Below are 12,753 nucleotides of genomic sequence, written 5' to 3'. Positions count from 1 at the left end.
GTAAGGAAATTCCCGGAAAAAAGGAGTGCCAATAAAGACAAGCTCCTCAAGGTCGAAATAGGAAAATAATTGCACTTTGGGCATTTCTCGACTAATTAAATTAACTTCCGAAAAAATTAGACAGAAAGCCCTTAAAATTTCAGCCTATGCAAGAACTCGCCGATTTGGTTATGCCGCTTTCCATTGGTATCATAATGTTCGGGATAGGCCTGGAATTACGCTTTAAAGACTTCAGAAGGGTTTTCTTCTACCCTAAATCGGTGATCATTGGGCTGGCAAGCCAGATCATATTACTGCCCTTAACAGCGCTGGTCCTGGTCTATTTCTGGCCTATAGATCCAGTTTACAAAGTGGGGATTATGCTTATTGCTGCCTGTCCCGGCGGTACGGCTTCCAACCTGGTCGCGAAGGTTTTAAAAGGAAGGGTTCCGCTTTCAATTACACTCACCGCCTTCAACAGTTTCCTTATCCTTTTTACCATTCCCTTTGTGGTCACTTTAAGCTTTGATCTGTTTGCACAGGAGAGTCAGCAGGTAGACTTAGGATTCTGGGAGACTATGAAAGAGATCCTGCTCACCGTTGTTTTTCCGGTATTAGGTGGTATTGCCGTAAGTGAAATGGTTTCGGATAAAACCAGGGAGAGCTTTCACAAGCCTCTCAACTATATTCTCCCAGGAATTATGCTCCTGGCATTCATTATTGTGGTCTTTTTCGACAATTCCAACCAGGACATCAGGTATCTCGAAAATGCTCATTTGCTGATCCCTTTGATCATCCTGAATATTTTAACGATGCTCATCGGTTTCTTTACGGCTCAGAAACTAAAGTTAAAACACAAAACTGCCTACACCATAGCCATTGAAATGGGACTTCAGAACAGTGTGCTGGCGCTTTATATAAGCAATGAACTTTTAAGCAATGACAAGCTAAGCCTTATCGCAATCCTTTACAGTAGTTTTTCACTTCTCAGCACTTTCGGGATCGCTCTTTTCTTAAAACAATACGGAACAAAAACAGCCACTGAAAATTAACTGCCGGATTATCTTTTAGAAAAGGAAATTAGTATTTTTAATTGGCTGAACCCGATCTTCCAAAAAAGTTCAAAAAATCCTGCATCTTTTTGGAGCTTTTTGAGTCCTGTTTAAAACAAGGTTTAAAACAGAAGAGTTTCGGAAACAATTCAGCCTAAGATATTATGGAAAACAAGGAAAGACAACTTAATAAGTATAAGGATATTTCAGAGGTATGGCTCGATTATAAAGATGCCCTCAGGAACTATATTTTCAAGTTTGTAAAAGACGAAGACACTGCCAACGGGCTCTCTCACGAGGTACTTATGAAGGTCTACTCATCTTGTTGTTCCGGAAGAGGGATCAGGAACGTTCGTTCCTGGCTGTTCCAGATAGCCTATAATACCTGTATGGATTATTTTAAAAAGCGGAAAAAGACCACCGAAATGCCTAAGGACATCAGGCAGGAAGATGAAGACCTGCTTTATAAAGAGGCCGGAGAGTTCATTGCTCCCCTTATTGGTTTACTGCCTGAAAAGTACAGAAGACCCCTGGAAATGTCTGATATTAAGGGACTCAAACAACAAGAAGTAGCAGATGCCCTGGGCCTGACTCTAACCGCCACCAAAAGCAGGATTCAGCGTGGCAGAAAAATGCTGAAAGAAAAGATCACCGATTGCTTTCATATAGAAGTAGACAGGAACGGGAACCTTACCGCCTTTAATATTAAAGGCACCTGCCCGCCCCTGCAGGAACATGTAAAAAATCTTGAAAATCCTGCATCTTTTTGAACCCGGAGCAGTCCTGATAATGAGTCTTTTAGGAATCTCTAAAATCATTATTATGGATTGTTCAAAAAATGTAAAACCAACCCGGAAAGCCAGTTCCGTTTCCCGGAAAATTGAAGATAAATTGCGAAAACATTTACCGAAACTCAATAAATATTGGGTGCTGTATAAAGTTTAAAGCATATTTGACTCATTTCGAATTTCGACACTTTCAGGTCCTGAAAAATATTTCAGGACCTTTAATATTTTAAAAAGTTCCCTGTCTATCTTTAAGGAGCAGTGAGGAAAACCACAAAAATCAAGAACATGAAAGCACTGACATTCTCAAAATTCGGAGGCCCCGAAGTAATGGAATATATAGATATGCCCGATCCCGAACCGGAAAATGGAGAGGTATTGGTAGAGATGAAGGCTATTGGCCTTAATTATGCCGATATATACAGAAGGAAAGGCAACTATCATCTGGAGGGAGAACCGCCATTCCTGGCGGGTTATGAAGGTGCCGGGATCATCAGACAAAGCAATTCAGAGAACTTCAGGGTCGGAGACCGGGTTGGACTGGCCGATGTCCCCCATACCAATGCAGAACTGGTGGTGGCCCCCGAAGAGAAACTGATCCCTCTTCCCAAAGGCATCACGTTTCAGAACGCTGCAGGCATATTATTGCAGGGGCTAACCGCGCAATATCTTGCCGAAGCCAGTTACCCCATTAAAGAAAATGACCTGGTTGTTGTACATGCCGCTGCCGGTGGGGTGGGTCAGGTCCTTACCCAGCTCGCAAAAATCAGGAAAGCCAGGGTGATCGGGTTAAGCCGTAAACCGGAAAAACTGAAAATTATTTCGGAGAGCGCAGACTATGCCGTGCTTCTTGACAACCACTGGAAAGAAGAGGTGATGAAGATCAGTAACAACGCAGGAGCGGATGCCGTTTACGACAGCGTGGGGGTTACGCTCAAAGACTCTATGGAAGTTACCAAAGAACGCGGAACCACTATTTTCTATGGAATGAGTGGCGGAGATCCGGACCCGGTTGACCCGAGGTACCTTATGGACCGCAGTCTCAGCCTAACCGGTGGCGATCTTTGGGGGCACATTAAAACTGCAGAGGATAGACGGGAAAAAGCAGGCAGGTTGTTCAGCCTGTTGAAAAAAGGAGAATTAAAGCTCAAAGAACCGGTGATCTTTAAACTTGAAGAAGGACGAAAAGCACACGAATACCTGGAATGGGGAAAAAGTTCAGGAAAAGTAATTCTTATTCCTTAACGGATAAGTTTATACAAAAAAGGGCATCCCGCGGGATGCCCTTTTTTTACCAGTTCAAAGATTAAGCTTCACAGCTACCGTCACAACTTTCACCTTTAGTGACTGCCTTCGCCTCATTCTCTTCCCAGTTTTCCATTTTTTCAGGAGCAGGCCTGGCGTTTCTGCCTTCTCCATAAAGGGTAGATTCTCCATAGGTATAGAATGCTTCCCAGTCTACACCCTGCGGATCGGTGATCCAGGATTTCTGGCTTTTTGAATAGCAGCAGGCACAATCGCCTTCTTCAAATATCTCTCCTTTGGCCGCCTCAAGATTTCTGTAGACTTCCTGTAACTCGTCTTCGCTTTCGGTTTGTATTCCCAGGTGCTCAATTCCTGTTTCCTGATGACCGTTGGAGATCGCAAAATTAATCTTAGGATCTTCCAGCATCCATTTGGCGTAATCGGCTTTTTGAACCGAAGGTTTTTTGGCGAACATCGCAGTGTAGAAATTTATACTCTCTTCTAAACTCTTTACTCTTATGTGAACATGAAAGGTTTTCATAATCTGATAGTTTTTAAGTTATTAATCTTCTTCACTATCAAGACACTACAGACCCAAAAAAGATGCAGGATTATTTAAAAAAATCATAGGGGTTTCCACCCAGGCTTCGTCAGAATTCAAAAAACTGTTTTTAATTACAGAGAATTGATCCTATATTTATACTGTCGTTTTTAGGTGATTAGTTTCATTTAAAAATTTGACAGCAAAGGGATAGGCTTTAGAAGTTTATCCCTTTGTTATATAAAGGATATTTTCAAAACAGGTAACTTCCTAAAATAGAAAGAGCCTCCTTCCCCAAAGAAAAGAGACTTCATTTCTACCCCCAATTAATTATAATACTAAACTGAAAGTCGGCCCGGAAGGAAACCAGTACATATCTTAAGACCAAATGGACAGAGTTTCAGCTTTTTTCATCATCATTAGTTCATTGTAAAAAAGCTTCCCACCACAATAGCCCCAACGCAAATAATGAGATTTTCAAAATTCGTTTCATAATTAGAATGATTAAGATTCCTGAAAAAGTGTGATGAGAAGCTGAAAATAAAGCTATAATGCATTTAGGAGTACGGCAATACCTATTTGTAGGTAAAATAAAAGGTCCGGTTTTTACAGTTTTATGCAAATAAATTTAGAACCCTAAGCATCTTAAAAACAGATTTCAATAAAACTGAATCGAAAATTTTCATTAAATTCCATCTGTTTTTCGCCCTGCCATTTTTGAAAATCAATACTAAAAATTTATCATCCAATGGATAAAGACTACAGAAGTATTGCCGAATTATGGCGAAAGGAATATTCTTCAAAGATCACCAAATACAACTCTTATGAAATTTCTGAAGAGTTTAAGCGCATAGCCAAGATCTTTTCCCCCGGGTTATCTTATTTCTATATTCTGAATATGCATAACCTGGAACTGGATTATATTTCTGAGGAGGTTGAGCAAATAACAGGCTTTTGTCCAGAAGATGTAAAAATGGAGCAACTCCTCCAGCAGGCGCTTCCGCGGGAAGTAGCGACCCTTGAAAAAAAGGAACTGGTGATCAAAGACTTTTTCGGTAGGTTCATAAAAAGAGAAGATATAACAAGTTATAAAGTGATCTATTCTTACGAGTTACAAAATCACAATGAAGATCGCAAGGTAATGCTCCTTCAGGCCATACCCTTATCTCTGGATGATAATGGAGTACCACAGCATATCTTCAGCATTCATACCGATATTTCTCATATCACAAACTCCAGTAATAAAGATGTATCCTTTATAAATATTGACGGAGGCGAATCCTATTTAAGCATTGATGCAGACCAGAAAAGATTCAGCCCTGAGCTGGCCAACAAAGAAACAAGGTGTTTCCTGGAAGATCTTTCAGGCAGGGAAAAGGAGATTATCAGGTTACTCGCCTCCGGCTACAGTGCCGATATGATCGCAAGTAATCTTTTTCTTTCCAGTCATACGGTTAAAACGCATCGCAGAAACATCCTTAAGAAAAGTAATTGCGCCAATACAGCAGAGCTCATCTCGAAAAGTATTATGGCAGGACTGGTAATTTAAAAGGATTTCCAGGCACAGCTGAGTTTATTTTTTCAGGTTAGAATTCCTTAGTTTTGCGACCTGTTATGATTAGAATATTCCGAAGGCTGGCATTTTTCATTTTTATCCTGCTGCAATTCATTTTCCTGTTTTCTATCTTCTTCGAGAAATTCGATACCCCTTTGCTTCTGGGCTTTCTGCTATTACTATCGGCCTTGCTCAGCCTGGCTTATTATAATTCTCCGCGCCAAGAAGAAGAATTCTTCATCAAGGATGTTTTCCTGATATTTTTTGTGGTGCTGGGAGCGGTGATATCATATTTCATTAACCTGGACTTTGGGCCGGTGATCGCCGCCGGGGCAACCGGAACTATCGCTTCTTTCCTGCCTTCAGTTTTAAAAAAGAAGAAACAAGGAATTATTGCAGAGTTCCCCGCCGCGGTTTATTGCGGTGCATTTGTTGGGATGACGGCTCCTTCGGTGGCAGGGAATCTTAGTTTTATAATTTTCTCAGGTTTCCTCGCGGGGAGTTTTCTCCTCCTGGCTAAAAACATCTTTAACGGATTTGGCGGAAAACTGGGCACCATAGCCTTCGGCGGGGTAGCACTGAGTTCAGCTATAATTTATCTGGTCTTTTGATATGGAAACAGTGATACTTATAATAACGGGAATTGTTTCAGCCATTGCGACCTACGTGGTAAATAACAGGCTTAAACAGGGAGCAGTGCGGGCATCGTCACTTCTGTCTTTGATGGTAGGGCTCTTCTTTTATTTTGTCCCCGATCTCCTTTCAACATACCTCACCAGGAATATTCCCTTAGTCTTTATCGGGGCCAGTTTTATCGGGATGGTCTCTTCGAAGATACTTTCCAGCTACCTGCTGTTAGGCCTTTCGGGCATCATTTTTTCGGTTCTCTTTGTAAACAGCAGTGAATATTTTGACGGGTATGGCGGAGGCCTTGGAACCACTGCCGCGATCTCGCTCTTGGTTTCCCTGAGTATGGCTATAATCGCCAGGAAAAAACCGCTGAAAAAGCTAAAGGAACTACGGCATAAAAAATAGGGGATTTATTTCTCCAGAACTTTAACCCGGAATTCTTTCAGTCTAAAAACAAAAAAAGCCTCTTTCCAATTCAATGGAAAAAAGCTTCTCATTGGTTAGCCAAAGCTTCCTGCAAAGGCAGGAATTTCAAGGGCTAACTACACATCCCAATCTCTTGGGACAAACAACACAACTAATCTTTGGCGCCAAAAAAAGCCCCCCAAATAGAGGAGCTTTCTTCTGCAATTTTGCGGTCTGGACGAGACTCGAACTCGCGACCCCCTGCGTGACAGGCAGGTATTCTAACCAACTGAACTACCAGACCGTTGCGTTATTGCGAGGGCAAATATACCACCCTTTTTAAATTACACAAACCTTTTTTTCAGAAATTTTCATCTATTTTTTCGGCTACCCGCCAAACTTTTGTCTTTCAATCATATATGCTGTGAGAATTCTATCGAATTTCTCCTGCACATCTGCCGCCACATAGCTTATCTTATATTTCGCACATTCCAGCTTGAGAGCAGAAACATATTTTTCAAGTGCTTCCCGGTAATTTTCCCTGATATTATCTGAAAAAAGATCGATCTGTTCCCCGGTCTCCACATCGGTGAACCTGCGGGGCCGGTTATCAAATTCAAAGCTAAGCTCCCTCTTTTTATCGGTCACATGAAAAAGCACCACTTCATGTTTATTGTATTTAAGATGCCTTAAGGCCTCAAAAAGCTCAGCCTCTTCGGCGTCGGCCTGGAACATATCGGTAAACAGGAATACCAGTGAGCGCCGCTTCAGCTTCTCCGCGATCTGATGCAAAAACTTATAAGTGTTGGTACTTTTTTGCTGCACCTTCCGTTCGCTCATTTCGTTCAGGGCGTTTATCAGCATATAATAGTGCCTCTCGCTTCCTTTTTCAGGTGCGTAGAATTCGAATTCATCGCTATAGATGCTAAGCCCCATAGCATCGCGCTGACGCTTCAGGATCTGCATAATTCCGGCCGTAGCCAATGCAGAAAATCCGATCTTGTTCAGAGAATCTATGCTTTGCCTTCCCATTTTCGGGTAATGCATGGAAGCCGAATTATCGATTATAAAATGGCACCTTAGGTTAGTCTCCTCTTCGTAACGTTTGGTGTAGAGTTTATCGGTCTTGGCAAAGAGCTTCCAGTCGATATGCTTGGTGCTTTCCCCGTTATTGTAGATCTTATGTTCGGCAAATTCAGCAGAGAACCCGTGAAAGGGGCTCTTATGAATTCCGGAGATATACCCCTCCACCACCTGTCTGGCAAGCAGGTCGAGATTGGTAAAACCACCGCCTTTATGTATTTCCTGTTGAAGATCCATCCCGGGTCAAAATTTATCCGAATTACTAAAAATACTATTTTTTAAGCCATCAGAAATATTTAAGCAAAAAAAGACCCGGAATTCACCGGGCCTTTTTCTTTTCTCCTTTAAAGGAATATGTTTTTGCTACGTACTATAGCAACTCATTAAGTGCTTCCGCATAAGTGTTCTTTGGAGCAACACCTACCTGACGACCTACTACCTCTCCGTTTTGGAAAATAAGCACCGTAGGGATGTTTCTAACTCCGTATTTAGCAGCGAATTCCTGGTTAGCGTCAACATCAAGTTTTCCAACTACCGCTTTCCCGTCATATTCCTGGCTGATCTCGTCTATGATCGGTCCAACCATTCTACAAGGTCCGCACCACGCAGCCCAAAAATCAACCATTACTGGTTTCTCGCTTTTCAACACTTGTTCTTCAAAAGTTGCATCAGTTATTTCAATAGCCATAATGTATCTGTTTTAAATTCTTATTTTTTTCAACAATGCGTAAAATTAGTCAAATATTTTTGCTTTCCTTACAATCAAGGTATTATATTTAGTTATGCCCACATTGTGTGGTTTTATGCGGCGGGCCCTGCGCTGCGCTGCGACCGGGCTTTCGGCGCTACACGCCTTCCAGCGGTCAGGCGGGGTAGCTCGCCTCAATCCCTGCCCGTAAAAATTCAGCTCTGCTCAACAGCTCATTTCCAACAGGGAAATCACCTCTAATTGAGCTTATAAACCACCTGCTCTGCTTCCAGGGTTTCCAGTAACTCCTGTGAGATCTTTACCTTCTGTTTTCGGCTGGGCATATGCAGTTTCACCTGCTCTTTCATCTCATACACCACAAAGTTCAGTTTATGGTCCCCGCGGTGCGTTCTGAAGACATCTTTCAACAAGGAGATCCGTTCTTCGTGCAGATCGTTTATATCTAACTGAATAGTTAATTTCTTGGCATAAGTATCCATCACATCGTGCAGCAACTGGAATGTGTTGAACTGAATTCTGGGTTCTCCTTTCTTCCCTGTCTCTTTATTGGTCCAGCCTTCTTTTATAAAAGCCTTGATATGCACAAAGGAGTTTGACACCAGAAAATGCCTGAATTTAAGATACTCTTCCCCAAACATCCTGAACTCATAGGTATTTGTATAATCTTCAACCGTAAAAGCCGCCCAGCCTTTTCCCATTTTCGAGGTACGATGCTGCACATCGCTAATCACCCCGCCAAAGGAAATCTCACGGTTAACTATCTTCTCAAGATCTTCAAAATCGGCAAGAGAGCCGTTACAGAAATACTGCATCTCAAATTTAAAATCGTCCAGCGGGTGGCCCGAAATATAGACTCCTACCACTTCCCGCTCCCTTCTTAGTTTCTCCATGGTACCCCATTCTTCACAAGGCGGCACGGTAGGCTCCGGGATCTGCACTTCACTGGCTTCGCCGAAAAGGCTTACCTGTGAAGAATTCTGGTTTTCCTGGAATTTCGCGGCGTATTTTATCACCTTTTCGAGAAAGCTCAATCCGTCCCCTTCATCGTGGAAATACTGGGCACGGTGGGTGCCCCCAAAGCCATCAAAACCTCCGGCAAGCGCAAGGTTCTCAAAAGCCTTTTTATTTGCAGCACGCAAATCTATACGTTTTGCCATATCGAAAATGGAGCGGTATGGTCCCGCCTCGGTCTTCCTGTTTTCAACAATGGTCGCCACGGCTCCTGCTCCAACTCCTTTAATCGCTCCCATTCCAAAACGAACAGCATAATCTTTATTTACGGAGAATTTATAGTAAGATTCGTTTACATCAGGCCCCAATACATCCAGTTTCATTCGCTTACACTCTTCCATAAAGAAGGTCACCTGCTTGATGTCATTCATATTATTGGAAAGCACGGCAGCCATATATTCGGCAGGATAATGGGCTTTCAGGTAAGCCGTCTGGTAGGCGATCCAGGCATAACAGGTAGAGTGAGATTTGTTAAATGCATAAGAGGCAAAAGCTTCCCAGTCTTTCCATATCTTCTCAAGCACCTCTCTCGGGTGGCCTTTTTCTTCCCCTCCGTCAAGGAATTTCGGTTTTAATTGTTCCAGTAAAGCAAAGATCTTTTTCCCCATCGCTTTACGCAGCATATCGGCTTCACCCTTGGAAAAACCTGCGAGTTTCTGGGAAAGCAGCATCACCTGCTCCTGGTATACTGTGATCCCGTAGGTTTCCTGCAGATACTCTTCCATATCGGGAAGGTCATATACTATCTCCTCTTCCCCGTGTTTACGTGCAATAAAACTCGGGATATATTCCATTGGTCCGGGACGGTACAAGGCGTTCATCGCAATAAGGTCATCAAAAACCGTTGGCTTCAGATCCTTCATGTGCTTCTGCATTCCCGGAGATTCGTACTGGAATATCCCTACCGTTTCCCCTCTCTGAAAAAGCTTGTAGGTCTCTTCATCATCAAGAGGGAAACTATCCGGGTCAAGATCTATATTGTGTCTTCCTTTTACGATCTTCACCGTATCCTTTATAAGGGTAAGGGTCTTCAGCCCCAGGAAGTCCATTTTTAGCAGCCCTGCGTTTTCCACTACCGAGTTATCGAACTGCGTCACATAAAGATCTGAATCCTTAGCTACAGATACCGGCACATAGTTGGTGATATCACTCGGGGTAATGATCACCCCACAGGCGTGAATTCCGGTATTTCTAACCGATCCTTCCAACACCCGCGCCTGGTTGACGGTTTGCGCCTCCAGGTCGTTCCCTTCCGATATATTGAGTAATTCGTTTATTTTTTCTACCTCTTCGCTTCTGAACTTGCTCTTTATTGCTTTCTCGTCCATAGAGAAGATCTTCCCGAGCTTGGTGTTCGGGATAAGTTTCGCGATTCTGTCGGCTTCACTCAGCGGAAGATCCAGAACCCTTGCCGTATCCCTGATCGAGGATTTAGCCGCCATAGTACCGTAAGTGATGATTTGCGCCACCTGGTTGGCCCCGTATTTTTCGATCACATAATCCATAACACGGCTACGCCCTTCATCATCAAAGTCAATATCGATATCGGGCATACTCACACGATCCGGATTCAGAAAACGCTCAAACAGGAGATCATATTTAATAGGGTCGATATTGGTGATCCCAAGACAATAAGCCACCGCCGAACCGGCTGCAGAACCCCTTCCCGGCCCCACCGAAACATCCATATTCCTGGCTTCCCTTATAAAGTCTTCTACAATAAGGAAGTACCCCGGGTATCCTGTATTTTCAATTACCGACAGCTCAAAGTCCAGCCTTTCTTTAATATCCGGAGTGATCTCCCCGTAACGCTTTTTCGCACCTTCATAGGTGATATGCTTTAGGTAAGCATTCTCCCCTCTTTTTCCGCCATCTTCATTATCTTCTTCCACCAGGAATTTCTCAGGAATGGTAAACGCAGGAAGCAGGACATCACGGGCAAGTTCAAATGGCTCGACCTTATCTATAACTTCTTTAATATTCGAAATGGCATCCGGAAGATCCTTAAAGAGATCTTTCATTTCTTCGGCTGACTTAAAATAATATTCCTGGTTTGGAAGCCCGTACCTGTATCCGCGCCCTCTTCCTATAGGTGTCGCCTGTTTCTCCCCATCCTTAACACAAAGCAGAATATCGTGAGCATTGGCGTCTTCCTGTTTCCAGTAATAGGTGTTGTTGGATGCGACCAGCTTTACATCATGTTTCTTCGAAAAATTGACCAGCACCTCGTTCACCCTGTTTTCATCTTCCTGGTCGTGACGCATAATCTCAATATACAGGTCTTCCCCGAACTCTTCTTTCCACCACAGCAAAGCTTCTTCTGCCTGCTTTTCTCCAACATTCAGCACCTTGCTTGGCACTTCCCCGTAAAGGTTTCCGGTGAGTACAATCAGATCTTCCTTATATTGCTTAATTACCTCCTTATCTATACGAGGCACATAATAGAACCCATCAGTATAGGCTATAGAGGACAGTTTTGCCAGGTTGTGATAGCCCTTCTTGTTTTTGGCGAGCATCACGATCTGATATCCGTTATCCTTTCGGCTTTTGTCTTTATGATTCTCACAAACAAAGAACTCACACCCCACAATAGCTTTCAGTTCTTTGGCTTCTGCCGGTTTCCCTTCCGCAAGCGCAGCTTCGTTCTTTTCTTTTACCGATTTATTATAAGCTCCCACCTCTTTTACGAAATGAAAAGCTCCCATCATATTCGCGTGATCGGTCAGGGCCACTGCCGGCATATTTTCTTCCGCCGCGGCATCAACCAGATCTTTTATACTAATGGTAGATTGCAATACTGAGAACTGGGAATGATTATGTAAATGTGCAAAAGGAACCTCATCAAGTTTTTCAAGATTCTCCTCGATCTCTTCGGTCGTAATCTCATCAGAAGGCTGTTGCTGCTGAATCCTTTTCCTTATTTTTTCGGAAGCTTTCTTAAGATTAATGTGCTTTAACCCGATAAGTTCTATCGGCTGCGGATTCTCTCTTGAGAAACTCTCGAAATAATCTGCAGGAACATCAAGTTCTTCCAGGCTGTATACCCTTTGTCTTATCAGTTCCAGAAAACAGCGTGTAGTAGCCTCAACATCGGCAGTAGCGTTATGGGCTTCCCCAAAGGCTTCCCCAAACAGATGCTCGTGTAGTTCGGTAAGAGTTGGCAATTTAAATTTTCCTCCACGGCCTCCCGGGATTCGGCACATTTCAGCGGTCTTCTCCGTACAGGTATCCAGAACCGGTTTTTCCTGAAGCGTATTTCCCATTCGTTCACGGTGGAACTCCGCACCCATAATATTCACATCAAAACCTACATTCTGACCCACTATGAATTTAGACTTCCCGAGTGCAATCTCAAACTTCTCCAGCACCTCCTGCAGAGCCACACCTTCTTCCTCTGCAAGCTCGGTAGAAATGCCGTGTACTTTCTCGGCATCATAAGGAATGTTGAATCCTTCCGGTTTCACCAGGTAATCCTGACTTTCGATAAGCCTGCCCATTTCATCATGTAACTGCCAGGCTATTTGTATGCATCGTGGCCAGTTATCTGAATCGGTTAAAGGTGCGTTCCAGCGCTTAGGCAATCCGGTGGTTTCGGTATCAAAAATTAAGTACATGCAGTCAAGGTTATTAAGGCTCCCAGTTGGGAATGAGGCTACTAAAAACAGGACGAACAAAACATTGTCCGGGCGACTAAAATAAGTATTATTTCAGCCGTTGTAAAGGAAAGTTTTAAGGAATTATTAACGACGAAAAAGAGC

General features: G+C 43.1%; 10 protein-coding genes and 1 tRNA gene. 6 read left to right on the top strand and 5 right to left on the bottom strand.

The genetic code is table 11. The features are described 5' to 3' along the window. Nucleotides 1–146: 146 nt before the first annotated feature. The 3 genes from ACFQ3Q_RS03630 to ACFQ3Q_RS03620 all read left to right on the top strand — a co-directional run bounded on the left by ACFQ3Q_RS03630 (nucleotide 147) and on the right by ACFQ3Q_RS03620 (nucleotide 3,061). Nucleotides 147–1,031, top strand: coding sequence for a bile acid:sodium symporter family protein (locus ACFQ3Q_RS03630; protein WP_380743007.1), 885 nt, complete (start codon nucleotides 147–149; stop codon nucleotides 1,029–1,031). A gap of 164 nt (nucleotides 1,032–1,195) precedes the next feature. Then, a complete protein-coding gene (locus ACFQ3Q_RS03625; protein WP_380743004.1) occupies nucleotides 1,196–1,801 on the top strand; it encodes a sigma-70 family RNA polymerase sigma factor in 606 nt (201 codons plus the stop codon). A gap of 303 nt (nucleotides 1,802–2,104) precedes the next feature. Beyond that, a complete protein-coding gene (locus ACFQ3Q_RS03620) occupies nucleotides 2,105–3,061 on the top strand; it encodes a quinone oxidoreductase family protein (protein ID WP_380743002.1) in 957 nt (318 codons plus the stop codon). A gap of 61 nt (nucleotides 3,062–3,122) precedes the next feature. Here the strand turns inward: ACFQ3Q_RS03620 and ACFQ3Q_RS03615 are convergent, their stop codons facing one another. Then, entirely contained in the window at nucleotides 3,123–3,602 is a 480-nt protein-coding gene (locus ACFQ3Q_RS03615) for an ArsI/CadI family heavy metal resistance metalloenzyme (RefSeq protein WP_380743000.1), read from the bottom strand. 748 nt (nucleotides 3,603–4,350) lie between these two features. On the opposite strand from ACFQ3Q_RS03615, the gene ACFQ3Q_RS03610 reads away from it, so the two are divergent. From ACFQ3Q_RS03610 to ACFQ3Q_RS03600, 3 genes are all read left to right on the top strand, one after another. Continuing rightward, nucleotides 4,351–5,151 (top strand): response regulator transcription factor, encoded by an 801-nt coding sequence (locus tag ACFQ3Q_RS03610; protein WP_380742998.1) that lies wholly within the window; start codon nucleotides 4,351–4,353, stop codon nucleotides 5,149–5,151. A gap of 65 nt (nucleotides 5,152–5,216) precedes the next feature. Beyond that, entirely contained in the window at nucleotides 5,217–5,768 is a 552-nt protein-coding gene (locus ACFQ3Q_RS03605; protein ID WP_380742996.1) for a hypothetical protein, read from the top strand. 1 nt (nucleotide 5,769) lies between these two features. Then, nucleotides 5,770–6,192 carry a hypothetical protein gene (locus ACFQ3Q_RS03600; RefSeq protein ID WP_380742994.1) on the top strand — a complete coding sequence of 141 codons (423 nt, stop codon included), beginning with the start codon at nucleotides 5,770–5,772 and terminating at the stop codon, nucleotides 6,190–6,192. A 230-nt stretch (nucleotides 6,193–6,422) separates the two neighbouring features. Here ACFQ3Q_RS03600 and ACFQ3Q_RS03595 read toward each other — a convergent pair. The 4 genes from ACFQ3Q_RS03595 to dnaE all read right to left on the bottom strand — a co-directional run bounded on the left by ACFQ3Q_RS03595 (nucleotide 6,423) and on the right by dnaE (nucleotide 12,609). After that, nucleotides 6,423–6,496 (bottom strand) — tRNA-Asp (locus ACFQ3Q_RS03595). Between the two features lie 83 nt (nucleotides 6,497–6,579). Then, entirely contained in the window at nucleotides 6,580–7,512 is a 933-nt protein-coding gene (locus ACFQ3Q_RS03590) for a DUF58 domain-containing protein (RefSeq protein ID WP_380742992.1), read from the bottom strand. Between the two features lie 133 nt (nucleotides 7,513–7,645). Continuing rightward, nucleotides 7,646–7,963: a thioredoxin gene (gene trxA, locus ACFQ3Q_RS03585; protein WP_380742990.1), complete on the bottom strand. Its 318-nt coding sequence runs from the start codon at nucleotides 7,961–7,963 to the stop codon at nucleotides 7,646–7,648. 257 nt (nucleotides 7,964–8,220) lie between these two features. Then, nucleotides 8,221–12,609: a DNA polymerase III subunit alpha gene (dnaE, locus tag ACFQ3Q_RS03580; protein ID WP_380742988.1), complete on the bottom strand. Its 4,389-nt coding sequence runs from the start codon at nucleotides 12,607–12,609 to the stop codon at nucleotides 8,221–8,223. Nucleotides 12,610–12,753: the final 144 nt, after the last annotated feature.

It is taken from the genome of Salegentibacter chungangensis (assembly GCF_042678405.1).
Lineage (GTDB): Bacteria > Bacteroidota > Bacteroidia > Flavobacteriales > Flavobacteriaceae > Salegentibacter_A > Salegentibacter_A chungangensis.
Note: the sequence above shows the minus strand (reverse complement) of the source record. Positions and strands in the feature narration are given on the sequence as shown.